This is a genomic window from Corynebacterium tardum, from assembly GCF_046717785.1.
GTDB lineage: Bacteria > Actinomycetota > Actinomycetes > Mycobacteriales > Mycobacteriaceae > Corynebacterium.
This window is the reverse complement of the sequence record NZ_CP177104.1, coordinates 899,581-922,873: the sequence shown is the minus strand read 5'-3', so window position 1 is coordinate 922,873 and position 23,293 is coordinate 899,581. Positions and strand designations below refer to the sequence as shown.

At 63.9% G+C, this 23,293-nt stretch carries 29 protein-coding genes; 15 read left to right on the top strand and 14 right to left on the bottom strand.

Features of this window, described 5'->3' with window-relative positions:
• Positions 1–23 precede the first annotated feature (23 nt).
• The 3 genes from ACLI1P_RS04510 to mscL all read left to right on the top strand — a co-directional run bounded on the left by ACLI1P_RS04510 (position 24) and on the right by mscL (position 1,989).
• Entirely contained in the window at positions 24–590 is a 567-nt protein-coding gene (locus tag ACLI1P_RS04510; protein ID WP_296132079.1) for a 5-formyltetrahydrofolate cyclo-ligase, read from the top strand.
• A gap of 56 nt (positions 591–646) precedes the next feature.
• A complete protein-coding gene (locus tag ACLI1P_RS04505) occupies positions 647–1,327 on the top strand; it encodes an SAF domain-containing protein (RefSeq protein ID WP_411709522.1) in 681 nt (226 codons plus the stop codon).
• Between the two features lie 185 nt (positions 1,328–1,512).
• Entirely contained in the window at positions 1,513–1,989 is a 477-nt protein-coding gene (mscL, locus tag ACLI1P_RS04500; RefSeq protein ID WP_306507671.1) for a large-conductance mechanosensitive channel protein MscL, read from the top strand.
• 110 nt (positions 1,990–2,099) lie between these two features.
• On the opposite strand, the gene ACLI1P_RS04495 is transcribed toward mscL, so the two are convergent.
• The 7 genes from ACLI1P_RS04495 to ACLI1P_RS04465 all read right to left on the bottom strand — a co-directional run bounded on the left by ACLI1P_RS04495 (position 2,100) and on the right by ACLI1P_RS04465 (position 7,680).
• The gene (locus tag ACLI1P_RS04495) at positions 2,100–2,378 is read right to left on the bottom strand and encodes a hypothetical protein (protein WP_296132088.1); all 279 of its coding nucleotides are present in this window, start codon (positions 2,376–2,378) and stop codon (positions 2,100–2,102) included.
• Complete coding sequence (locus ACLI1P_RS04490) at positions 2,378–2,971, bottom strand: molybdenum cofactor biosynthesis protein B (protein WP_296132091.1); 594 nt, start codon at positions 2,969–2,971, stop codon at positions 2,378–2,380. Before ACLI1P_RS04490 ends, ACLI1P_RS04495 begins: the two co-directional genes overlap by 1 nt.
• A 120-nt stretch (positions 2,972–3,091) precedes the next feature.
• Positions 3,092–4,597, bottom strand: a complete 1,506-nt coding sequence (locus ACLI1P_RS04485; protein WP_411709521.1) for a S1C family serine protease — start codon at positions 4,595–4,597, stop codon at positions 3,092–3,094.
• 143 nt (positions 4,598–4,740) lie between these two features.
• A complete protein-coding gene (locus ACLI1P_RS04480; RefSeq protein WP_411709520.1) occupies positions 4,741–6,294 on the bottom strand; it encodes an ATP-binding protein in 1,554 nt (517 codons plus the stop codon).
• Positions 6,291–6,989 carry a response regulator transcription factor gene (locus ACLI1P_RS04475; RefSeq protein ID WP_411709519.1) on the bottom strand — a complete coding sequence of 233 codons (699 nt, stop codon included), beginning with the start codon at positions 6,987–6,989 and terminating at the stop codon, positions 6,291–6,293. Before ACLI1P_RS04475 ends, ACLI1P_RS04480 begins: the two co-directional genes overlap by 4 nt.
• A 232-nt stretch (positions 6,990–7,221) precedes the next feature.
• Positions 7,222–7,395: a 50S ribosomal protein L32 gene (gene rpmF, locus ACLI1P_RS04470; RefSeq protein WP_296132105.1), complete on the bottom strand. Its 174-nt coding sequence runs from the start codon at positions 7,393–7,395 to the stop codon at positions 7,222–7,224.
• 15 nt (positions 7,396–7,410) lie between these two features.
• Positions 7,411–7,680, bottom strand: a complete 270-nt coding sequence (locus ACLI1P_RS04465; RefSeq protein ID WP_070520710.1) for a type B 50S ribosomal protein L31 — start codon at positions 7,678–7,680, stop codon at positions 7,411–7,413.
• 405 nt (positions 7,681–8,085) lie between these two features.
• Between ACLI1P_RS04465 and rpmB the strand changes: the two genes are divergently transcribed.
• The 7 genes from rpmB to ACLI1P_RS04430 all read left to right on the top strand — a co-directional run bounded on the left by rpmB (position 8,086) and on the right by ACLI1P_RS04430 (position 10,896).
• Entirely contained in the window at positions 8,086–8,322 is a 237-nt protein-coding gene (gene rpmB, locus ACLI1P_RS04460) for a 50S ribosomal protein L28 (RefSeq protein WP_005279911.1), read from the top strand.
• A gap of 2 nt (positions 8,323–8,324) precedes the next feature.
• Complete coding sequence (gene rpmG, locus ACLI1P_RS04455; protein ID WP_010187624.1) at positions 8,325–8,489, top strand: 50S ribosomal protein L33; 165 nt, start codon at positions 8,325–8,327, stop codon at positions 8,487–8,489.
• A gap of 3 nt (positions 8,490–8,492) precedes the next feature.
• Positions 8,493–8,798: a 30S ribosomal protein S14 gene (gene rpsN, locus ACLI1P_RS04450; protein ID WP_408930287.1), complete on the top strand. Its 306-nt coding sequence runs from the start codon at positions 8,493–8,495 to the stop codon at positions 8,796–8,798.
• A 15-nt stretch (positions 8,799–8,813) separates the two neighbouring features.
• Positions 8,814–9,068 carry a 30S ribosomal protein S18 gene (gene rpsR / locus ACLI1P_RS04445; protein ID WP_296133631.1) on the top strand — a complete coding sequence of 85 codons (255 nt, stop codon included), beginning with the start codon at positions 8,814–8,816 and terminating at the stop codon, positions 9,066–9,068.
• 215 nt (positions 9,069–9,283) lie between these two features.
• Entirely contained in the window at positions 9,284–9,544 is a 261-nt protein-coding gene (locus ACLI1P_RS04440) for a hypothetical protein (protein WP_296133632.1), read from the top strand.
• 27 nt (positions 9,545–9,571) lie between these two features.
• Positions 9,572–10,072: a hypothetical protein gene (locus ACLI1P_RS04435; RefSeq protein ID WP_296133634.1), complete on the top strand. Its 501-nt coding sequence runs from the start codon at positions 9,572–9,574 to the stop codon at positions 10,070–10,072.
• A gap of 101 nt (positions 10,073–10,173) precedes the next feature.
• Positions 10,174–10,896, top strand: coding sequence for a TetR/AcrR family transcriptional regulator (locus ACLI1P_RS04430; protein ID WP_296133636.1), 723 nt, complete (start codon positions 10,174–10,176; stop codon positions 10,894–10,896).
• Here ACLI1P_RS04430 and ACLI1P_RS04425 read toward each other — a convergent pair.
• The gene (locus ACLI1P_RS04425; RefSeq protein WP_411709518.1) at positions 10,893–11,576 is read right to left on the bottom strand and encodes a DNA-binding response regulator; all 684 of its coding nucleotides are present in this window, start codon (positions 11,574–11,576) and stop codon (positions 10,893–10,895) included. The genes ACLI1P_RS04430 and ACLI1P_RS04425 overlap by 4 nt on opposite strands.
• A 125-nt stretch (positions 11,577–11,701) precedes the next feature.
• Positions 11,702–12,895, bottom strand: coding sequence for a serine/threonine-protein kinase (locus ACLI1P_RS04420; protein ID WP_411709517.1), 1,194 nt, complete (start codon positions 12,893–12,895; stop codon positions 11,702–11,704).
• Between the two features lie 146 nt (positions 12,896–13,041).
• Between ACLI1P_RS04420 and ACLI1P_RS04415 the strand changes: the two genes are divergently transcribed.
• On the top strand, positions 13,042–13,836 hold the full coding sequence (locus ACLI1P_RS04415) for a hypothetical protein (RefSeq protein WP_411709516.1): 795 nt from the start codon (positions 13,042–13,044) through the stop codon (positions 13,834–13,836).
• 24 nt (positions 13,837–13,860) lie between these two features.
• On the opposite strand, the gene ACLI1P_RS04410 is transcribed toward ACLI1P_RS04415, so the two are convergent.
• Positions 13,861–14,781, bottom strand: a complete 921-nt coding sequence (locus tag ACLI1P_RS04410; protein WP_411709515.1) for a hypothetical protein — start codon at positions 14,779–14,781, stop codon at positions 13,861–13,863.
• Positions 14,781–15,605, bottom strand: a complete 825-nt coding sequence (locus tag ACLI1P_RS04405) for a hypothetical protein (RefSeq protein WP_411709514.1) — start codon at positions 15,603–15,605, stop codon at positions 14,781–14,783. Before ACLI1P_RS04405 ends, ACLI1P_RS04410 begins: the two co-directional genes overlap by 1 nt.
• Before the next feature lie 188 nt (positions 15,606–15,793).
• On the opposite strand from ACLI1P_RS04405, the gene ACLI1P_RS04400 reads away from it, so the two are divergent.
• On the top strand, positions 15,794–16,654 hold the full coding sequence (locus ACLI1P_RS04400; protein ID WP_411709513.1) for a hypothetical protein: 861 nt from the start codon (positions 15,794–15,796) through the stop codon (positions 16,652–16,654).
• Between the two features lie 120 nt (positions 16,655–16,774).
• On the opposite strand, the gene purH is transcribed toward ACLI1P_RS04400, so the two are convergent.
• From purH to ACLI1P_RS04385, 3 genes are read right to left on the bottom strand one after another with little or no spacing between them, the layout of a single operon-like run.
• Complete coding sequence (gene purH, locus ACLI1P_RS04395; RefSeq protein ID WP_411709512.1) at positions 16,775–18,307, bottom strand: bifunctional phosphoribosylaminoimidazolecarboxamide formyltransferase/IMP cyclohydrolase; 1,533 nt, start codon at positions 18,305–18,307, stop codon at positions 16,775–16,777.
• A 31-nt stretch (positions 18,308–18,338) separates the two neighbouring features.
• A complete protein-coding gene (gene purN, locus ACLI1P_RS04390; protein ID WP_411709511.1) occupies positions 18,339–18,944 on the bottom strand; it encodes a phosphoribosylglycinamide formyltransferase in 606 nt (201 codons plus the stop codon).
• 38 nt (positions 18,945–18,982) lie between these two features.
• A complete protein-coding gene (locus ACLI1P_RS04385) occupies positions 18,983–20,500 on the bottom strand; it encodes a DUF6350 family protein (protein ID WP_411709510.1) in 1,518 nt (505 codons plus the stop codon).
• A 592-nt stretch (positions 20,501–21,092) separates the two neighbouring features.
• On the opposite strand from ACLI1P_RS04385, the gene ACLI1P_RS04380 reads away from it, so the two are divergent.
• The 3 genes from ACLI1P_RS04380 (at position 21,093) to ACLI1P_RS04370 (ending at position 23,292) form a co-directional block, all read left to right on the top strand.
• Complete coding sequence (locus ACLI1P_RS04380) at positions 21,093–21,842, top strand: M23 family metallopeptidase (RefSeq protein WP_408930279.1); 750 nt, start codon at positions 21,093–21,095, stop codon at positions 21,840–21,842.
• A 191-nt stretch (positions 21,843–22,033) separates the two neighbouring features.
• Positions 22,034–22,579 (top strand): PadR family transcriptional regulator, encoded by a 546-nt coding sequence (locus tag ACLI1P_RS04375; protein WP_296133656.1) that lies wholly within the window; start codon positions 22,034–22,036, stop codon positions 22,577–22,579.
• Positions 22,576–23,292: an ABC transporter ATP-binding protein gene (locus tag ACLI1P_RS04370; protein WP_306508062.1), complete on the top strand. Its 717-nt coding sequence runs from the start codon at positions 22,576–22,578 to the stop codon at positions 23,290–23,292. Before ACLI1P_RS04375 ends, ACLI1P_RS04370 begins: the two co-directional genes overlap by 4 nt.
• The last annotated feature ends 1 nt before the right edge of the window (position 23,293 follow it).

Sequence of the window (23,293 nt, the reverse complement as noted above, 5' to 3'; positions counted from 1 at the left end):
CGGTGCATCTATGATTTATATCCATGACAACTTCCGCCAAGGACGCTGTAAGGAAAGAGTTAACCAGCGCCCGCCGCAGCCGCAGCCCGGAGCAGCGCGCCGCCGACAATGCGGCGTGGTGCCAGGGAGTGCGCGAGCTCCTCACCCCGAGCATGCGGGTGGCCGCCTATTCTCCTTTGGGCAGCGAGCCCGGCGGTCCGCAGTTTGTCGACACCGTCGCCGCCCTGTGCAGCGAGGTCTACCTGCCCCTTTCCGGTGACGCAGGGGAGCTAACGTGGACGCGGTATACCGGCGCCGAGAACATGGTGCCCGGTGCGCTGGGCATTGCGGAACCGGTCGGAGAACGCCACCCCAGCGCACTTCTGGCAGAGCTCGACCTCATCCTCGCCCCCGCCCTCGCCGTCAGCAGCAGCGGCATGCGCCTAGGCAAGGGCGCGGGTTACTACGATCGTGCGCTTGACCCCCTGCCGGCGGGATGCCCACCGGTAGTCGCCCTCGTGCACTCCTCCGAGGTGCGTGCGGTCCCCTTCGATGACCACGACCGGCCCGTGGACGGCGTCCTCACGGAGCAGGAATTGCGCTGGTTCTAAAGTCCAATCGCTGCGGGCCGGGAACCGTGTCGCCCTGGGTGCAGTCTAAGAAGGACATGAACCTGCTTTCCGTCCTGCGCACCCCGGGCCACCGGCGCAGCGTCCTTGTGCGGCGCATGGTGGCTTTACTCTTGTTGCTGGCTGCAGCGATCAGCGCGGTGACGGCCGCCCAGGAGCAGCCCCGCACGGTGGTGCTGGCGCGCGACGTGGCGGCGGGGCAAGAGCTGGTGCTGGGCGACGTCTCCGTGGCCCGCATCCCCTCCTCCGCACTGCCCGCCACGGCCCTGGGCAGCAATCCCGAACAAGCCGTCGGCCGCGTGCTCGTGGCCTCCGCCGGGGCCGGAGAAATCCTCACCACCACGCGATTGCTCAGCGCCGACTTGGTCGCCAACTTTGGGATGGAGGAAGCACACCTTATCCCCATCACACTGGCGGAGCCGGAGATCGCCGGCAACCTACACCATGGAGATACCGTCAACATCGTCGCCGGCGACGCCGGCCCCGGCCCCGCGCCTGCTCCGGTGACTGACGTTGACGCTAACGGCGCGGTCTTCGATGCAGCAGCTTCCACCATCGCTACTGGAGCGCGCGTGGTGTCGGTAGGTGCGGCAGAGGACAGCGGCCGGCGCACCACACTGCTCGTAGCGTTACCTGCGCAGGCAGCAGAGACAGTGGCGGCGGCTTCCCTGGCCCGACCTCTTACCGTCGTCATCGTCGGCGACCGCGCCTCTGGCTAGCCCGCACGCTCGGCACATGTTGGTGACGCCAACTTGTGCGTACTACTCTATGTGCTGACCGCACGGATTCTGGGTGCAGCACGGCTCCCTTATCGCGGCCTGCGCAGCAGCGCCCCCGCGCGGTTCGTCTCCACAGTGTTTTCACCACTTTCACGAGTTTTCACCTAGTCAGAAAAGGGATACCTATGCTCAAGGGCTTTAAAGACTTCATCATGCGCGGCAACGTCATCGAGCTGGCCGTCGCTGTCATCATCGGTTCCGCATTCACCGCCATCGTCACCGCAGTGACCGACCACCTCATTCGGCCGCTGATTAACTCTGTAGGCTCGGCCGACGTGGGCCGCCTAGGCTTCGCTATCACCGATAGCCCGGACACCTTCCTAGACTTCGGCGCAGTCATCACCGCCGCCATCAACTTCCTGATCATCGCTGCCGTTGTGTACTTCGGCATCGTTGCCCCGATCAACGCGCTGACCGAGCGCGCCAAGCGCCGCCAAGGTGTGGACCCAGAGGAGCCGGCGCCGACCACCGAGCAGCTGCTGTCCGACATCCGTGACCTGCTCGCAGCTCAGAACGGCACCACCGCCGGCACCGGCACCAGCACCAGCAGCACTGAGGCTGGCTCCACCGGAACCGGCACCACCCCGCCGACCGCGAAGTAAGCCCCCGCCGGCACTGCATATATAACAAGCCGCATGCTCCCCACGTGGGACATGCGGCTTTTCCTATGGTGACGCTTAGTGGCGTTTGTAATGACGCTATTGGAGAGACGCTACTGCGTCGTTCCGAAGTGCGGAGGAATATTTTCGCGGTAAAAGGCCTCCCCGGTCGGGTCGTCCTCGCCCGCCGCGGCAGCTGACGCCACGTCGGCGTCGTCAAAGACGACGGAGCGCATCTCGTCATCCCCGCTACGACCTTGCCCGGCGAATACTCCCGCAGCACCTGGGCCCGTGGGGGTGTCGAAGCTGCGGTCGTAGTTCTCCGCGGTGGAGGTCCGGGTAGCGCGGCGGCGCTGTCGCGGCCCCCGCCCCGGACGGTGTTCCTGCGGCATTAGACGCTGGTCTTCTGCAGCTGATCGACGAGGTGATGAACCAGCGGGGTCAGCGTGGCCATGCCATCGCGCACGGCTGCACGCGACGACGCCACGTTGACGATCACCGTGGAGCCGGAAACGCCCGAGATGCCGCGCGACGTGCACGCATCGACCGCGCCGCAGGCCTGCCCGGAAGAGCGCAGCGCCTGCGCCACTCCCGGAACCATCTGATCCAGCACTGCCCGCGTGGCCTCCGGGGTCTTATCTCGCGGGCCCACTCCGGTACCGCCAATGGTGAGGACAAGATCGACGCCGCCGACCACGCCGGTCTCGATGGCCTGGCGAATCTTGGACTTCTTCGACTTCACAATGACAGCACCGTCGACAGTAAAGTCCGCCTCTGTGAGCAGCTCACCCGCCAGGCGGGAAGTATCCTGCGCAGAGTCATCCGGATGGTCCGTCACGATAACAACCAGCGCGCGGCGCGGCGCTTGAACGCTTTGCTCCTGCTCGCTCGCAATGAGAAATGCATCATCGGGCTCGGTGACGTTATCCAGCTCGTGCGAGGCATCACGCCCCAGCAGCTTGGTCGCGTCGTTGTTCTCTGCCACGGGAGGTCTCCTTAGTGGGTGGAAGGTGTCGGTGCCTGTGTCGTGCTCTCTGAATTGAGTGGGCGCCCCACAGGGCGCCCCTTAGTGCGGTGTACGCGACACCGCCGGCTGACTGTTAACTTACTCGCTTGCCAGCGTTACCTCTACCTGACGAGTCTCATCGCTATCCTCGCGCTTGACCTCCAGCGTGACCTTCGCGCCGAACTCCTGGGAACGGGTGGCCGCGATGAGGGAGTCCGAGCTCTCGATGAGGCGATCGTTAACGCGGGTGACCACGTCTCCGGACTTCAGTCCTGCCTTGTCCGCCGGGCTATCGGGTTCGACCTCCACGATTTGCGCGCCGTAGACGTCGCTCTGCGCGCGCACCTTCACGCCCAAGGTGGGATGCTTGACCTCACCGTTGTTGATGAGCTCATCGGCCATGCGCTTGGCAAAGTTGGAGGGGATGGCAAAGCCCAAGCCAATGGAGCCGCCTTCACCACTCACGCTGCTTGCCAGCGACGCAATCATCGAGTTCATGCCCACGATGTTGCCGTCCATATCCACCAGCGGGCCACCCGAGTTACCGGGGTTGACCGCGGCGTCGGTCTGGATAGCGTCGATCAGCGAGGACTCGCCTCCCTCCTGGGAGGCGCGCACTGGGCGGTTCTTCGCCGAGACGATACCGGAGGTCACCGTCGCGTTCAGGCCCAGCGGGGAGCCCACGGCGACGACCTGCTGTCCCACCGTCGCAGCGTCGGAGTCACCAAACTGCAGGTACGGCAGATCCTTCACGTCGTCGATCTTGATCACGGCAACGTCTGTCGTGGCATCGGAGGCCACAAACGTGGCGGTGTGGCGGGAGCCATCGTTCATGGTCACCTCAAGGTGGCCGCCGTGGTCCGCACCGGCGACCACGTGGTGGTTAGTCAGCACGTAGCCGTCGGGCGAAATGACAGAGCCGGAGCCCTCTGCCCCGCCGCTGGGGTTGAGGTTATAGATGGACACCACTGCAGGCAGCACCTTTGCCGCCACTGCCTCGACCGAGCCATCCGCCGGTTCCTTGCCCGTGCTGTTGGCCACCGGCTGATTCTGCAGGACCTCGTTGACCGTGGCCGTGGAATCATTGTCGTTGGCCGCAGCCCCCACGACGGCACCTGTGACACCACCGGCAGCGACGGCACCAACCAGCATCATGAAGGCAGTGCCCAGTCCTACGGAGCGCTTCTTCTTGGGCTCCTCCGCAATCCGGGCCTGCAGGCCCTGCGCACCGTGAGGCCCGGTGTAGGGCTGCCCTGCATACGCCGGAATTTCCCGCGTCTGCTGCCCCTGGGTGTGCTGGCCGGGTACCGGCTGGCCACCGAAGCCGGTGGCGCGCCCCTGGTTACCCGGCACCTGGCCGGCGTACGGCTGCTGGCCGGAATAGGGGGTGTGCCCTGCGTAAGGCACCTGACCAGCCTGCTGGCTGTGTGACTGACCTGCGCTGGTGTCGGAGCGCGGTTGGTTCCATCCATTCGACGAGGTGGCACCGTTGTGTCCCACAGAGTTCCCAGCTGCATTGTGGGCCGCATTCTGAGCTTCATTGCGAGCTGCGTTGTGTGCGCCGTTGCCCTGCGGGTTATCCATGTTCGAGTTCCTCATGTTCATGCCTCTTAGTCTGCACCATCGTGCTGACGCGCGTCTGTTACTCCACTGCAAGTGTGCTAGGAAAAGCTGAACGTTTCCTGTATGGAGTGACCTGGGGTGTTAGCCAGCTTAACGTCGCCAAGCACACGCGTCACGCCGCCTGCTTAACCCTGGTTGAACCACCGCTCGGCGAAGATGGCTCCGCGGTCCTTTTGCTCATAGTTATCGAAATCATTGGGCTGTTCCTCCAACCCGTCAACCATGGCCTCACCCTCGCCCGGCTTGCCTGGCAGGATGACCTCCATGCGGGTACCGCCATCGGCCGATTCCTTGATGGTGATGTCACCTTTATGGCGCTCCACCACCGCCTTAACAATGGCCAGGCCCAAGCCAGAGCCCGGCATCGAGCGAGCCTCCGCAGAACGGTAGAAGCGCTCGAAGACCTTCTCGCGCTCCTCCGGAGCGATGCCCGGACCAGAATCATCCACGCGCAGGCACACCTTGTCCGGGGCCACCTGGCGCATGGACACACGCACCGTGCCTGTCGACGGCGACCACTTCGCCGCGTTATCCATGAGATTCAGCGTGGCGCGGCCCAGCGCAAACGGGTCGCCGTCCAACTCCCACGGAATAAACCGCACGCGGAAGTCCACGTCCGGGCGGCGCCGCCGGGCGCGGTTGAGGGAATTCTCCAGCACCTCGTGGAGCTCCACCGGCTCCGGTTCCTTCTCCGTGGCGTCTTCGCGCGCCAAGTCAACGAGGTCACCGATGAGGGTCGACAACTCAGACATCTGCGCCATCACGTCTTCCTCAAGATCGTGCCGGTCCTCGGCGCTAATGCCGAAACCGCCGCCAGACTTATTGAGCATCATGAGCAGCTCAATGTTCGTGCGCATCGACGTCAGCGGCGTTTTCAGCTCGTGGCCGGCGTCCGCGACGAACTGCGATTGCTGCACCCGCGCGTGCTGCAAGGCAGAGAGCATTCGGTTGAAGGAGACGGTCAGCTGCGCCATCTCGTCGTTGTTCTCTACCTCGATGGGGCGCAGGTCATTGGTCTGGGTCACGTAGTCCGCCGCGCGCTTCAGGCGGGCGATGGGCTGCATACCCGTCTTGGACACCACCATGCCGGCGAAGATGGCGAGCAGCACGCCGAAGGCCACGATAATCAGCAGCACGGAACCCACCGCAGAAATCAGGTCTTCGGTGGAGGAAAGCACTTTGGCTAGGACCACCACGGCCCCGTCGTCCTGACGCTTGGCCACCACGCGCTCGCCGCTCACCGTGCGGATCGAGGTCTCGGTGGTGTCACCGTCACGCTTGAAGTCTCCGCCCACCGGCAGCGCGTCACCGTAGGTGAACATTCCTTCCGGCGGGGAGATAGAAACCCGCGTGGAAGGGTTATACAGCTTGAAGGACGCGATCTCCTGATCAATGTTCTGCATGAACACTGGATCCTGCGCCTGGTGAATCAGCAGATCGGCCTGTTGCTCCATCTGCTTGTCCACGCTCGCTGTCATGGACGCAGCAACCAACCAATAGGTCACCAGCGTCATAAGCGCCACGGAAATCGCCACGACGGCGCCCGTGACTAAGGACAAGCGCCAGCGCAACGGCGCCCGTGAAGCGAACCCGCGGCGGCGGGAGGAGAGGGCGAGCCCGGGGGCCGCCTCCTCGGCTTCAGAAGGCACCGCGCCAGGCACGGGCCTTCGCAAAATCACGCGGTGGCCTCCCTCAGCACGTAGCCCACGCCACGCACGGTGTGAATAAGGCGAGACTCGCCGTCTTCCTCGGTCTTCTTACGCAGGTAACCGATGTACACCTCGAGGGCGTTGCCCGAGGTGGGGAAATCGTAGCCCCACACCTCCTCGAGGATGGTGTTGCGGGACAGCACCTTGCGTGGGTTCTTCATCAGCAGGTGCAGCAGGGCAAACTCGGTACGCGTCAAGGAAATCTGGCGGGTACCGCGGGTAACCTCACGCGTATCGGCGTCGAGCTTGAGGTCCTCGAAGCTCAGCTGGGTCTCTGCCGGAGGCTTGGCGCCGATGGAATCAGCAGCGGCACGCCGGACGAGGGAGCGCACGCGAGCGAGCAGCTCCTCGAGCGCAAAGGGCTTGGGCAGGTAGTCATCCGCACCGGCGTCCAAGCCGGCCACGCGGTCCGAGACTCCATCGCGCGCGGTGAGGACGAGGATGGGACGGTCCCATCCCTCGCTGCGCAAGGTACGGCACACTTCGAGGCCGTCCATGTTGGGCATCATCACGTCGAGGATGAGCAGCTCTGGGTTGTCACTGTGTACGGCCTCGACCGCTTGGACACCATCAGCAGCTAGCGCGACGTCGTAGCCATTGAACTTGAGGGATCGGCGGAGGGATTCGCGTACAGCTTGCTCGTCATCCACGACTAGAATCTTCATGGTGTCAATTATGGCTTATTCAGGGCATTTTCACGAAGTTTCACGTAAGATTTTGCCCCCTTAAATTCCCCCCTCACGGCACTACCACTGTATTCACGAAGCACTTTTAGGAAAATACATAAGTATAAAACGACAACAACCCCGGAAAGTCCGCCATTACACGGGACGATTCCGGGGTTGCGCTCTGTATGAAAGCGTTAAGCCGCGTTAAGCCACAGCGGGCACAATGGGCTTAGAACTGCTCCACGTCGACGAGGCCGAGCTTGGCAGCCTTGACCAGGCGGCGCGGGATGCGCACGGTCTGGCCGTCGATGGTGACTTCCTGGAGGGCAGCGTTGTCTGCCTTCCACTGGGAACGGCGAGAGTGGGTGTTCGCGCGGGACTTCTTAAACTTAGGAGTTGCCATCTTTTCCTATCCTCCTTACGCGTTCTTCTTCTTGCGGCGGGCCATTGCGCCGAAGCGCTGGTTGAACTTCTCAACGCGGCCGGCGGTATCCATGACGCGCTGTGCACCGGTCCAGAACGGGTGGGACTCAGCGGTCACGTCGACGACGATGAGCGGGTACTCGTTGCCGTCTTCCCACTCAACGGTGCGCTCGGAGGTGGCGGTGGACTTGGTCAGGAAGGAGTGGCCGGTACCGGCGTCCTTGAAGACCACCGGGTGGTAATCCGGGTGGATATCTTTCTTCATATGTCGATTCCCTCAGGGTTGAACTTCGGGTCGGTTCCACACGCCTTGGGTGTGGATCGTGCCCGAGTTGGGTCTCAATGCTTACAAACTGTGCGGCTTAAGCCGACAACTTGAGATATCCTACAGGTCTACGGCTAAAAAGCTAAATCCCCGTCCCGCAACCGCTTCCCTATCCCTTTATCGCGCCGACTCGGGGGATGCGAGGCAGCGATTAGGTTCTGCGCCAGCTGGCATGTAAGATTTCCCCTTGCTGTTGTCAAAGTAATCGTTTTACGCCCCATCAACTGGTGTTCAACGGATATATGCCTCCTGCTCAACCTCACTTTTTAGAGCGCCGCGCCTCACCGCGGATATAGGCACTCCGTTAGTCGCTTTCGATGTGGGCGGCTAGGAGAAAGAAGACCCATGTCGGCTATTTGCCAGGTAACGGGCCGCAAGCCGGAATTCGGCAAGCAGGTCTCGCACTCGCACCGCCGCACCTCGCGCCGTTGGAACCCCAACGTGCAGCGTCGTCGGTACTACCTGCCCTCTGAGGGCCGTACCATCACCCTGAATGTTTCCACCAAGGGCATGAAGATCATCGACCGTGACGGCATCGAGTCCGTTGTGGCCAAGATTCGCGCACGTGGGGAGAAGATCTAAAGATGGCACGTAATGACATCCGTCCAATCATCAAACTGAAGTCCACTGCGGGCACCGGCTACACCTACGTGACCCGTAAGAACAAGCGCAACAACCCGGATCGCATCACTCTGAAGAAGTTCGATCCGATTGTCCGCAAGCACGTCGAATTCCGCGAGGAGCGATAATTTATGGCTAAGAAGTCTAAGATCGCCAAGAACGAGCAGCGCAAGGAAATCGTCGCCCGCTACGCGGAGCGTCGCGCTGAGCTCAAGGCAATCATCAAGAACCCGAACACGCCGGACGACGAGCGCCTCGACGCGCAGTTCGAGCTGAACCGTCAGCCGCGCGACGCCGCCCGCGTCCGCGTCCGTAACCGCGATGCAGCTGATGGCCGCCCGCGCGGTTACCTCCGCAAGTTCGGTCTGTCCCGTGTCCGTATGCGCGGCATGGCTCACCGTGGTGAGCTGCCGGGCGTTCGCAAGTCCAGCTGGTAAAGGGGTAACCACACAATGGCTGTCAAGCGTAATAACCACAAGAAGTTCCGTATGGAGCAGACCCGCCGCCCGAAGAAGAACCCGCTCAAGGCCGAAGGCATTGAGAAGGTCGACTACAAGGAGGTGAAGACCCTGCGTCTTTTCATCTCCGATCGTGGCAAGATCCGCTCCCGTCGCGTCACCGGTCTGACCCCGCAGCAGCAGCGCCAGGTTGCTACTGCCGTCAAGAACGCTCGCGAAATGGCTCTCCTGCCGTTCACGTCCCGCTAAACACTAGCTGGTTTCAACAGCGCACTTTTGCCGCTGTACTCGTGACTCACTAGGACAGGACAAAAGAGCTTCCCAACCGCCGCCTTCCTCCGCTCACCGTGGAGGCAAGGCGGCGGTTGTCGTTTTCACACCAGCAAATCTGTTCTGGCCAGCTAACATCCAGTGCTAGATTGAAGGGCTAGAACGATCCGCTCGATAGAAGGGGCACCACTTTCATGTCGCTGCACGAGTCACTGACTGACTTAAGCGAGCTAGCCGCCCGCTGCCACTCCCCTGCCCATGCCCGGGGAGTACTGGAGGAGGCCCAGTCACTTATCCGCAACGCCACCGAGCACCGCGCTGACGGTGTGGAGTTGGCCGCGTGGTTTTCACGGATTGTCACGGACGTGGTGCGCTCGCCAGGGCTGTCTAGCTCTGTCCGCCTCACCGGCCCGGCTGCCCGCGGCGACCTGCTGCCTTCCATGCGCATCACGTGACTAGGCCACGACGAACAGCTGTTAAGCGTGATTACTGACGCCGGACTGCGCTGCGCGGCCGTCGAGGAGACTGCCGCCACGCGCGCCGACGCGGGACTTCCGCTGGGTACTGGTGGTGAGGACGAGCTCTATGCGGACGCCCTGGCCAAGCGCCCGGCCCCGCTGCAGTTGGTCGATGGTCTACCGGACCGCACCGCACGGGTCGCGGTGCGCCCATCGCTGCTGGCACCGGTGGCTGCTCTCGCGCGGTGGGCTGCGCCGGCGCCCCGCCCCACCCCGGACCGCCTGGCCATCGGCGTAGAGCGCGAGCTGCTCACTACCGGTGAAGCCGAGGGCCTCACGCTGGCGTGGGGCACGGGTGTGGCGCTAGAGCTGGGGCGGTGGCACGATGGCGTCGACAAGCACAGCGTCACCCTGGCGGACCTCGCTCCGCTGGATCGCACCGCCTACGGCTCGGCGTGCCGTACCGTCTCCGCTGCTGTCGAATCGATTGTGGCCCGGCACGGTAGTGTGGTCGGTAGGAGCTAAGAGCGCGTACGGGACCGAATTAAATTCTTTGCACCCCGCGGAGTACGATAGCGGAGTTGAAAATAGTTGTTGTCTGATCCTCGTCGAAGGGAGTTCGCCGCATGGCAGGTACGGTAGGCAGGCCGCGCAAGAACAGTCCGCGCCGCCGCGGAAACACCGCGCGTGAGGAGATCCTGGACGCATCCTCGGAGCTTTTTACCACCCAGGGTTTTGCTACCACGTCCACGCACCAGATCGCGGACGCTGTAGGTATCCGCCAGGCCTCCCTGTATTACCACTTCCCCTCGAAGACGGACATCTTCCTCACGCTGCTCAACGCCACGATTGAGCCCTCCTTGGAGCTGGCAGAAGAGCTTGCCGCCTCCGACGCGGATTCCGCCCAGCGCCTGTGGTCCCTCGTGGCCGCAGAGTCACGCCTGCTGCTCACCTCAGCGTGGAACGTCGGCCGCCTGTACCAGCTCCCGGTGGCTAATTCCCCGGAGTTTGGTGAGTTCCACGCGCAGCGCGACAAGCTGCGGGAGCACTTCCGCTCCGCCGCCGCCGGCATCGTGGGTGCGGAAGACCCGCGCATTGAGCTGCCGTTCCACATCGCGCTCTCCGTGATCGAGATGCGCCCCAACGACGGCACCGCCCCGTTCGATGCCTCGCAGCGGGTGCCTGAGCAGTCCGCCATGTTGGCGGACGCCGCCTTGGCCGTCCTCGGCTCCACCCCTCCTGCCGATGCGGAGGCGAAGACGCTGGAGCTGCTCAAGAATCGCAATGATTCCATCTCCTCCGCCGCCGCAGCCGCCGCGGCGCGGAAGAAAGCGCCGAAGAAGTCCTAGCGCAGTCGCTGCAGCGCGTAGTGCGCGAGGTAGGTCTTATAAGGCTTGTACACCTTCTCCCCATCAGCCTTGAGGCTTTCGACCAAGCGATCCATCTTCTGGTTCGTCTTCTTCTCCGTCCAGCCCAGGGCCTCGGCGACCTCCCGGACAGAAGGAATGTCCGCGTCGGTGGCGCCGGGCTTGCGCAGGTAGCTGGCTAGCTGGCGCAACAGCTCCTCCTGCTCGTCGTTGGGGACGTGGCGGGTGCGGGTGCGCTCATCCTCATCGAATTCATACGTGCGCTGGGTGCGGCGGGCGTTGTGGGCGTTTTCGACGTCGAGGTAAAGCTCATAGGGGCATTCGGGGGTCTCGAACGTGATGCGCGACGGCCCCGGCGGCACAGCAGCTACCGCGCGCGGGCCGAGGTCGATGCGGGAAAACCCGCTGACCCCGCGCAGGTCAATGCGCAGCGGAATGTGGCGCCCCATGTTAGTGATCATCCAGCCCTGGCCGCTGTACCAGAGCTGGAAAAGCTGGCGATGCAGTGACAAGTCGTCCTCGCCGACGCGGAAGTCACCGGCACGCCCGACGACGATTTCCTCTCCCGGAGCGATGATCCGCACGCCACCAATCAGGTCATCAATGCGCAGCCTCGGCCCTGTGTGCTGCCCTGGCTGGGGACGGGATTCGTGCTGGCTCATGTGCGGGACACCTCCGAATTGCGCGGCAGGCATGGCGAAAGGCCATACCGGAAACTACACACAGTGTAGCGGCTGCAGCGTTCTGCGCCGCGCTAGGCCAGCGCTCGGTGCGGTCTAGGCCGCCCCTACGCCACTATGGCCCACGTCACCAACGCGATGAGGATGATGACCACGACGGTGATGGCGATGATCAGCGCGTTGGTGCTGTCCTTCTTTACGGGACTGCTCTGAGCACCGGGCGAGGCGGCAAAGGACACAGCATTCCCAGACGGTGTCACCGCGCCGTCGTACTGAACATTCTGTGGGTGGTAGGCAGGGCGCTGCGCGGAGTTGAGGTGAAACGGATTCGCAGCGTACTGGAACTGCGGGGCCGGCGCATGCTCTGCAGTAGCCGCGCTTGCCGACGCCTCACCGCTGCCCACCTGAGCGCTGCGCTCTAGCGCGTCGATGAAGTCCATCGCCTTGGGAAAACGCCGCATAGGCACGCTATCGAGGGCTTTGTCCATCACCTGGTGCACCTGCCCGGCAACGCGAGCAGTCCCCGGCTCGAGGAACGCTGCAAAGGCATCGCTGGTCAGGTCCGGCACGCGCCGCGTTCCCCACCACTCGCTGCGCGGCATCGTGTCCTTGAGATGATGCAGCGTAAGCATCTCAAACGCGATAAGCGCCAAGGAATAGTCGTCCGCCCGCGCCGATAAGTCGTCGTCGCCATACGCTTGGCCGTTGTTCTCCGGGGCGGCATACTTCTCGGTGCCCACGATATGGCCAATCTTGGTCATGCGCGATTGGCCCTCTTGGATACTGATGCCGAAGTCACTGAGTACCGCCGGCGCCAAGGAGCCGGGGTTGCGGCGCAGAAGCACGTTAGCCGGTTTGAGGTCGCGGTGGACCCACCCCGGGCTTAGCTCATGGTGCATGTAGTCCAGCGCCGCGGCAATGGGCCGAAGGTAGTAGACCACTTCCGCCATCGAGAAACCGGTGCGCGTCTCGGCGCGGTTCCGGATGGCCTGGGCCAGAGTTCCGCCATCGACGTACTCCATGAACATTGCCGCATCGCCCTGCGGCGTGGTGTCCTTGGAATAGAGTTTCACCACTCCGGGGTGCTGCCCAATCTTGGTCAGCGCTCGCATCTCATTGTTGAACCGGGCGGTCGACGCCTCATCGCCAACGCCTTCCAGCAAAAACTTCACGGCGTCCTCGCGCGCCAAGTCCGGCTCGGTGGCGTGAAAGACCTGTCCCATACCGCCTTCACCCAGCAGATACACGTCTGTGCAGCGCTTGTGTTGGGTTAGCCACTCGGCGAAATAGGAATTAGTCACTGCACCATTGCACCATAAGCGCAGCGTGTGACAAGGATCCCCCGGCCCCTCTTCCCCCGAATGGAGGGTAATCCCCCGCGGTTCCAGCCCCGCGGGCAACACCCGTTATGCTACGTGTTGTTCTCACGCTGATTTCCAAGGATTCTATGACCACCCCAGGATTTGGTACTAACCCTTTCTCCGAGCCACCAACGCCGACGCCGCCTACCCCCACCCCGGCGTCGGCAGCTCCTGTACCCAATCCTGCGAATCAACCCCGTCAACCCCGTCAACGCAGCCTCGTCCCGGTCGTGTGTGCCATAGCCATCCTCCTCGCGCTCGTTATTGCCGGAGTGGTCATCTGGAACGACGCCCGCTCCGCCAGCCAGAATCAGCCGGGCGGCGCTGATAGCGGCGCTGCCGTGGCGAAGAGCTTCACCCCGACCTCCGCTCCCGAGAACGCCGGCAACTCCGCGGCGCAGGGCGCAGCTTCGCAGTCTCCGGACACCGAGGCTTCCGGTCCGACGCCTCCGGCAGAGAGCGCTGTGCAGAACCCGTCCCCGCAGCCGCCGACGACTCGTTCTTCTCCTGCGAAGAAGACCTCCACCCGCACTCAGTCGCAGGACTCGGACGATCGTCCGGCGGGACTTGCAGCCAGCGGTTGGTCCGGCCAGCCTGGTGCCCGCTGCCAGAACGACGAGGACATGGTCTTCGCTGCCAAGTCTGACAGTGATCCTCAGGCGTATATCGTCATCTGCGACAAGGCGGGCGGACTGTACTACCGCGGGGTCTGGCCCAAGGGTGCCGCTTTTGGCCCGGCGAAGGGCGGTGGTGACACGTTTAGCGTCGACGTGCTCAACCCGGAGAACGGAAATTCCTCCGGCCTGATTCTCAGCATCCGCGGAAACGACTATGACATCGACGGCGACGCCGGCACGTTCGATGTCCATTGGAGCAACTAGCCGGGCGCGTCAGAAGGCGGCGGCCTACACCGCCGCCTGTTGACAGTCGGCCTCGGGCCAGGTGACGTCGGCAGCCGCCAGCTGCTGGGCAAGCCGCGTGAGCATCTGTTGTGCTTGACCGTAGTCTCCTGTGGGAGCCTTGGCGTAGATGGCCACGGCAACGGTCTTACCGCTCAAGGTGACCAGCCCCATCTGCCGAGCCTCGTAGCTTCCGTCGGTGCCGGGACCCCAGCCGCCCTTCTTCAGCGCGCCTTCGAGGGTGCTCAGGCCGTAGGCCTGCGCGGGATCGGCCACTCCCATAGCGGCCAGGACGGGCTCGGCGCCGTCGAGGCACCCCAGGGAGGCCGCAAACTCCGCCTGGTCTGCCACCGACCACTGGGTTTGGCCAAATGCGCTAAAACCTTCGCGCGGCGGCGTGGCCGGAACCGTAGCCGTTCCGATGATGGCTTGGGTTGCCTGTGCCGCCTGCTGGCCGCCCCCGAGGCTAGTCCACAGCGTATCGGCGGCCGCGTTATCGGAGAAGGTAATGGCCCGCGATACGACCTCAGGGTCCGCCACCCCGGCGCGCTCCGCGGCGATGGCCAGCGGCACCTTCGCCGTCGACCACGCCGCTACGGGCTGTGTAACGCCCGCGCTAACGACCTCGCCTCCACCCGCTACCGCTATCCCGGTGCCTGGGTTGTCGGCCACGATGGCCTCAATGGCTTCCTGGGGCGTGCGTGCGGTGCTCACTGGGGTGTCCTCCGGATGCGTTGTGTGGGCGGTCGGTGCGGCAGAGGAGCCGACCGAAAGCGTGGGCTCCGGACCGGCGGCCTCCGAGTCAGATGCCGGCTCCGGCGCAGAGACATCACCGATGGTGCACGCGCTCAGCAGCACCGCGGCGGCAGCGACAGCGACAACGGTTGTGTGCTTCTTCGCCCGCGGCGAATTCGGCAGAGAGCGCATTAGAGGATGTACACAATCGCGTTGTTGCCGCCCTTGCAGGTAACGAATTCCCCGTTATCCGCACAGGTCATCGTGTAGGTGATTCCTGTGATCGGACTATAGGCGTCGATGGTGGCGTTGAGCTCCCGGGTCTCTAGGTAGTGCTTGACGTATTCATCACGCACGACCTCCGCAAACGGCGCCGTGGTCAGGGCGGAGTCGCGGTAGACGCTGTTGAAGTTTCCGGCCGGCTCGTTGTTGCGTGCGGCGTCGTTGACCGGCACCGCGCCGTTGGGCAGCTGCGGGTGCTCCGGGCGCTTCTTCGCCGTGGAGGTCGTGGCCGGTTCCTCCGAGGACGCGGTGGCCTCCTCGGTGGTGGCAGCGGCCGAATCCTGGGCTTGGCCGGTTGCCTCCGCCGCGGTGCTCGTCTGGGCGGGCGCTGCCTCATCGGTGCCAGAGTTCTTGAAGAAGAGGATGTAGGCCAGCGCCGCGATGACCAAGAGCACGGCGAGGATCAGCACGCCGATGAGCACCGCCTTGCCGCCGTTACCCGGGCCCTCACCCGACGGCGCGCTCTGCGCGTAGCCGGAGGGGTAGGCGCCGCCGGGCTGCTGCCCGGAGGGCTGGCCATACTCCGGCTGTAGGGCCTGGCCGCCGTTGCCGGCAAAGGGATTGGAATGCTGAGGCTCGCTATTCGCGTAGCTGTTGGGACGCTGCTGGGTGGGCGGCGCTGCCTCAAAGTCCGCGGTCTCAGGGTGGGTCTCCTGATTGCGCGGCGCGGCGTTGTCGCCCCATCCTTGCGGGCGGGGCGAGCCAAATCCTTGGTTGTGGAATGGATCAGTCACCGAATCCTCCATGTTCGCTGTGGCCTTGTCTGTACTACCAAGATACTGCGCGCCGTCGTGTGCTCCCTAAGCCACCGCCATCGCGCGGGGAATGCCCCTTATTTTCTGCTGTGGTGCACACGCGGGTGGGTTTTGGGTTTAAGTTGTTAGGGACAGACCCTCACTTGCGGAAAGGTGTTCTTTCTCTCATGACGTTTCCTTCCGGCCCGTCGGGCTCCTCTTCGAACAATCGCGGCAACCCGTCCGGGTTTGGTTCCCCCTCCTCCGGGTTTGGTTCTCCGGGCCCGTCGTCTGGCGTGGGCGGCGGTGCGCAGTTCGGTGGCGCGGGTAACCAGCCGCCGTTCGGCGCGCGTCCGGGTGGTGCGAACTCCCGGCCCGCGTTTGGTGGCGCACCGGCGCAGCCCGGCGGCCAGCCGACACCGCCGCCTCCTAACCCTGCTGCGGGCCGCCCGCAGCAGGGCCCTACCGCTACACCGGCGAAAGGCAGGGGCCGCTTCAGCGCGGCAATCGGCGCCCTTCTGGCCATCCTGGTGGTCCTCGCCATCGTTCTGGGCGTGGGCGCCTGGTTTATCTGGGGACGCGATTCCTCGGGCTCGGGCTCTGCGTCGGACTCGTCTGCCTCGTCGGCGCAACAGTCCACAACCACAGTTGAGGGCTCACCGCTGCCCCTGCACGGCAGCATCGATACGGATCTGCAGGCCGATACCGTCACCATTTCCGGAATTGAGTTCCCTGATTCCTACGTATCTCAGGGCGGCAGCACCAACGTTGCCGAGGTAAAGCTGACCGACGACGCCAGCCAGCTCATTGCCGTCTATGGCTTCGTGGATGACCGCGTAAATCAGGACGCCCAGACCGCCACGGTCAACATCAACACCCCTGACGGCGAAGAGCTCAACACCTTCGAGGTCAGCGCTGACGAGGCGCTGAAGATGCCCATCGATATCAACGGCCACACTGATTTGAGCTTTACCTTCACGTACAAGGACTCCGACGGCAATCCCGTGGAGGACTCTGGCTTCGCCGTGGCCTCCCTCCACGTGCTCTAGGCCCTGCGTCTTAGCCCACCCATCGGGCCCCGGATACAGCCATCCAGCACCTAAAAAGGCCGCCTTGCGCAGTGCGCAGGGCGGCCTTTTTAGGCTTCTTTCTTAAGCTGGACTCAAGCCTTAGTGGAAGAAGTGGCGGGTACCGGTGAAGTACATGGTCACGCCTGCCTTGTTGGCGGCCTCGATGACCTCTTCGTCACGGATGGAGCCACCCGGCTGAACCACGGCCTTAACTCCGGCGTCGAGGAGCACCTCGAGGCCATCGGCGAACGGGAAGAAGGCGTCGGAGGCGGCGAAGGAGCCCTCGGTGCGGTTGGCGCCGTCGGCCAGCGTGTTCGCGCGCTCGACGGCGAGCTTGGCCGAATCCACGCGGTTGACCTGACCCATGCCCACGCCCACGGTGGCGTTGTCCTTGGCCAGCAGAATGGCGTTGGACTTCACCGCGCGTACAGCGCGCCAGGCGAACTCGAGCTGTGCCAGGTCAGACTCGTTCAGGGCCTCGCCGGCAGCCAGCGTCCAGTTGGCAGGGTTATCGCCCTCGGCCTGGTAGGTATCCGGCTCCTGGGTGAGCATGCCGCCGGAGATGAATTTAACTTCCTCCTCCGGTGCTTCGTGCTCTGCCTGCAGCACGCGCAGGTTCTTCTTGGCCTTGAGCACCTCAATGGCGCCCTCCTCGTAGGAGGGAGCCACAATGACCTCGGTGAAGATCTCCTTGACCTGCTCGGCCATCTCCACGGTGACCTCGCGGTTCACGGCGATGACGCCGCCGAAGGCGGACATCGGGTCGCAGGCGTGTGCCGCGCGGTGGGCAGCCGCAATGGAGTCCTCCGACACCGCGATGCCGCATGGGTTGGCGTGCTTGATAATCGCTACACACGGGCGCTCATGGTCCCAGGCGGCACGCCACGCGGCGTCGGCATCCTGGTAGTTGTTGTAGCTCATTTCCTTGCCGTTGAACTGCGTCGCGTTGGCCAGACCGGTAGTACCGATGCGGGTCACGGTCGCGGACTGGTGAGAGTTCTCGCCATAGCGCAGCGGAGTGGTCACCTCGCCCTCGCTGAGCTGCTCCACAAACCAAGAGGAGACAGCGGCGTCATAATCTGCAGTGTGCAGGAAGGCATCACGAGCCAAGCCACGGCGCTCCTCCAGGGTGAAACCACCGTTGGCCACGGCCTCAGCCACATCGCCGTAGCGGGACGGATCCACGACGACTGCCACAGACGGGTGGTTCTTCGCAGCCGCGCGCACCATGGACGGGCCGCCGATGTCGATCTGCTCCACGCAGCCGTCGAAGTCCGCACCGGAGGCAACCGTCTCACGGAACGGGTACAGGTTCACGACGACGAGCTGGAAGGGCTCGACCTCCAGCTCAGCAAGCTGGTTGAGGTGATCTTCCTTGCGGGTATCCGCCAGGATGCCCGCATGCACGCGCGGGTGCAGGGTCTTCACGCGACCCTCGAGGCACTCCGGGAAGCCGGTGAGCTTTTCTACCGGGGTGACCTCAATGCCCAAGTCCGCAATCTTCTTCGCGGTGGAACCGGTGGAGACAATCTCCACGCCAGCCGTATCGAGGGCCCGGGCAAGGTCCTCCAAACCGGTCTTGTCGTAGACGCTAATCAGGGCGCGCTTGATATTCTTACGGTCTTCGCTCATGGTGTGGGGACGTTAAGCCTTCCTGAGGTTGTTAGAGCTGGATGCTAAGTGCTGTACCCTGCACGCGGGTGGCGCGCAGGACTGCGACAATGAGTTCTCTTTCGACCACTTTGATGCGCTCGTGCAGGCTGGCTTCGTCGTCCTCAGCCAGGATTCGCACGGGTTCTTGGGCAATGATGGAGCCGGTATCCACGCCGGCATCCACAAAGTGGACGGTGGAGCCTGTGACTTTGGCACCGTAGGCCAGCGCATCGCGCACACCGTGCGCGCCCTTGAAGGCGGGCAGCAGGGCCGGATGCGTGTTGATGGTGCGACCTTCGAAGCGGTCCAGGAAGTCCTGTCCCAGAATCTTCATGAAGCCCGCAGAAACAACAACGTCTGGCTGCGCAGCAGTAACTGCAGCAACCAGACGTTGGTTCCATTCGGCGCGGTCAGCACCCATCTCCACCACTTCGGTGGCAATGCTTGCCGACGCCGCGCGTTCCACCCCCATACACGGCACATCCGCCACAACCTTCACCACGCGGTAGTTCTCATCCTGGCCATCGAGGATGGCCTGGAGCAAAGAACCGGTCCCGGAAACGAGGACCACGACGTTCAGGCGGGCAGAAGCGGAGGGCTGGTGCGGTGTAGTCACGCGCTACAGCCTAGCCGGTGAGCACCGCCGCGCGGAATTTACGTGTCTTTTTCTTCGCTCTCCGGCACCTTTTCGGACGCTTCTTCTTCGTCTTCGGTGTCGGCATCAGTGCCGGCAGCAGTGTCGTCTTCTGAGTCAGCATCAGTATCGACTTCGGCAGCCACCATGTGGGACACCGGCACCGCAGCCGCCGCGGTCTCCCCTTCTGAAGCCTCATCGGCGTCGACAGCCTCGTCAGCGTCTTCAGTGCCTTCAGTGCCGTCAGTGCCGTCAGCGTGAGGCTCAACGATTTCTGCGTCGTCTTCTGCGTGGTCAGTTTCGGCGTCGTCACTTTCGGCGTCGTCAGTCTCGGCGTCGATAACCTCAGCAGCGTCGGCCTCGGAAGCGGGCACGGCCGCCGCCGGCTCAGGCTCGTGAGCGCTCGCGTCGGCTGGTTCAGATTCCTCTTCATCCTCTTCCATTGCCGCCGCGCGGCGCGCACGCCAAGCCGTGAGCGCGTTGGCCGCGGCGAACCCAGCACCGGCCACCAAGCACCACAGGGCGATAAGTCCCACTGCGCTAAGGAGCTCGGGTCCGGTGTAGCCGTAGATTCCCAGCTCGCCAGAGGCCGCAAACACCACGACAAGCGCGGCCAGCGTGCACGCCACGGTTGCCACGGCAGCCACGGTGAAGGTCACCCGGGAACGCTGACGCGCAAAGACATATACCGCCGCCAGTCCGGGCACCACGAACAGCGCGATGGCCCACGGGCTCACCGAAGACGGAATGGCCGCCATCAGCGGCAGCGGCGGCAGCGGGGTCATGTGCCCGCTAAAGAGGCTGACGCTGGTATCCGGCCCCACGTGCAACTCCGAACCGCTCAGCACGGCAGCCGCAGACACCGCCGCGTTGGGCAGGTAGCACAGGCTGATAAGCACCAAGCCAATAGTGCCCAGGGCATCGAGGTGCGGGTAGCTGGCCAGCATCTCCGACTGACGCGACCAGCCGGCAACCCACAGGATCAGGGTGAGCACAAGGCCCACCGCACACAGGGCGCCCAAGTAGTTGAAGCCGATCCGGGCGGCGTCGACCAGCACGCGCGGTACCCCGCTGCGCTTGGCCAGGGCTTTCCACAAGCGCGTGCCCATTCCGTAGACCAGCGCCGCGGCATGCAAGAGCAGCATTCGCGGTAGAACCGACAGGTATCCCGGTGGGGCCACGTCATAAACCTTGCCCGCGTCCCACAACATGAACCAGGCAATAGAAGTAAGGATGAAGGGAACGGCGAACACACAAGCTGCTAGAACCAGCAGGTCGTTGATGCTGACTTTGTCTTTCACCGCCGCGCGCACGCGGCGGCCCACCAGCCACACCAGCAGAAGTGCGGGCAGCGCCGGGACAATGCCCAGGTCGATGCCCCCGGCACGAATTGGTGCCAGGTTAAACACCATCCAGGCTTCGCCGACAACGGTGGGCAACCAGGCCATGGGAGAGCTGGAGAGCAAAAGCGCTGCCAGCGCCACGACGAGAATGCCCAGCACGACCACCAGGTTGGGCACGGCGACGACCGCACTCATTCGACGCAGGCGGCCGAGTGGCGTGGTCGGACCTGATGCGCGACGCGCTTGCGCCCGGGCGGTCTCCGCTCCTTTAATCCTTTGGGCGGAATCTCGGCGCTCGCGGCGGGCAGCCGGCGCGCTCCGGTCGGCGTGCCCGACGCGTTCTCCATGCCCCCGCACCTGAGCGCGGGGCCGCGACGACGACCGTGACTGAGGGCTCCTGTTCTTATTCATCGGCGTCCACTTTGCCACGCGGTGCCAGTAGGACGAGGGTGGCGCGGCGAGCACCCGCCTGAAAAGGTGCAGATAAGCCCCGCCACACAGGAAAATTCTTAGCTTGAGAATTCAATCTCTCAGCTTTCGCCAAAGTCGCTTGCAGTCTATCGGCGCAGAAATAACACAGTTCACAGAAATACCCAGTAGTACCGTCTTTGCTAGGATTTGCAGCACATCGCAAAGAAAAACTGCAATCTGGCTTGCTCAACCATTTCTGAGACGCTACTGTTACATCTCGTTGGTAACAAGAAGGTCACAATCGGATAACCAACCGGGCGAGAACGTAACACTTCATCCGGTGTGGACGATGGTGAATGAAGATGGAAGAAGAGTAATGCGAAGCAAGACTCAGCGGAGCGCAGCACGCCACCGCAAGATCACCACCTCGCAGACGGCAAAGGGGCGCCTAGCGGTCGTCACCATCGCCGCGGGCGCCGTATCCTCCGCCGGCGTAGGCGGTGCCACTGCTGGCACCATCCAGTCTGACAACGCGGGCGAGACCAAAGCCCAGTCGGTTGACTACGCCTTGAAGGCCGATGTCGACCCCATCAAGGACGCTCAGACCGCCATCGAGGACGCGGCCCCGCAGATCCTCGCCATCGCGGAAGCCAAGCCGGTTACTGACCTGAACGCGCAGCTGGACAAGGCCATTCAGGCTGCCGACGCACGCGCTGCCGCCGACGAGGCCAACCGCGCCCCCTCCGTCGCCCGCCCGGCCGAAGGTGCCTTCACTTCCGGCTTCAGCCCGCGCTGGGGCTCTTTCCACTCCGGCATCGACATCGCGAACACCCCGGGCACCCCGATCCTCGCCGTCATGGACGGCACCGTCATCGATTCCGGCCCGGCCTCCGGCTACGGTCAGTGGATCCGCATCAAGCACGATGACGGCGCCATGAGCGTGTACGGCCACATGCAGACTCTCGACGTCGCCGTGGGCGAACGCGTCCACGCCGGCCAGAAGATTGCCGGCATGGGGTCCTTGGGCTTTTCCACCGGCTCCCACCTGCACTTCGAGATTCACCCGACTGGCGACGGTGCCGTCGACCCGGTGCCGTGGCTGGCAGAGCGCGGCATCAACGTCTAAACGCACTATTCTTTAGCACCTTCTTAACCCGCGAAAGGCGGCGCAGAGCTTCGGTTCTGCGCCGCCTTTCGCGTAACCTCACCACCCCCCGACTCCCCCTGCAAGCCGTTGACTACCCCAAAGGTTACCGGGTAACTTACCCGGTATGCACCATTCTGACTTCCTTCCTTTCTCCCCGCCGGGAGGTGACCATGTCCACCAAGCATTCCGTGCTCGCGCTGCTCAGTGACGGCCCCGCCACCGCCAGCCACATTAAGCAACGGTTCGCCGACTCCTTCGACGAGCTCTGGCCGCTCAACATGGGCCAGGTTGCCCAGACACTGAGCCGCCTGGAGCGCGATGGGCTCATCGCCAACGCCGGGGAACTTACCGGCCCCACTGGGCGCCGCGCCACAAGCTATGCCATTACCGACGCCGGGCGCGAGGAACTTGAAGCCTGGTGGACAAGCCCCGCACACAAGCCCGCGATCGAGCGCGACGAGCTTGTCCTAAAAGTCACCCTGGCCGCCCAGCGTTCCGATGTCGACGTCATCACTGTCCTCGACGCCCAACGCTTCGCCACCCTGCGCCAGCTGCGCCAACTTAACCAGCGCGCCACCGAGCTGCCAGCCGAACGCAGCGCCCAGCGCCTGGCCGTAGAGCGCCACATCTTCGACCTGGAATCTCTCTCACGCTGGCTTGACCGCGTGGAATCCCTAGCAAACCCAACCACCACAACCGAGGAGGATCCGCGATGACCCCCGATTCCATGCCCGCATCTGAGCACCGTCCTTTCCCGCTCGAGCTGGACAACATTACCTGCGTCTTCGGCAGCGGAGCTCGCCAGGTCACTGCCCTGGATTCCGTCAACCTCCAACTGCACCCAGGCGAGTTAGTGGCCGTCATGGGACCTTCTGGCTCCGGCAAGTCCACGCTGCTCAACGTCGCGGGCTTGCTTCAGCCTCCGACATCGGGACGCGTGCTTCTCGACGGCGCCGATGCCTCCGAACTTTCCAAAGCCAAGGCCGCTATCGCTCGCCGCCGTCACCTGGGCCTCGTGTTTCAACACTTCAATCTGGTGTCTTCCCTGACCGTCGGCGAGAACGTCTCTTTGCCTCTTGAGCTGGATGGCCTGTCGCCTGCGCAGTGCCGCGAGGCTGCTGAGGAAGCTCTCAGCGAGGTCGGCCTCGATGGCACCATTGACCGCTTCCCTGAGGAAATCTCCGGCGGCCAGGCCCAGCGCGTGGCCATTGCGCGCGCTCTCATCGGACCGCGTAAGGTACTGCTCGCCGATGAGCCCACAGGCGCCCTGGACACCTCGACGGGCGAAGACATCATGAAGGTCCTACGTGCGCGTATCGACGCCGGTGCTTCCGGAATTCTAGTCACTCACGAGCCGCGTTTCGCCGGCTGGGCCGACCGCGTAGTCATGGTCCGCGATGGGCGCCTGACCGGTGAGGAGGCGCGTTAAC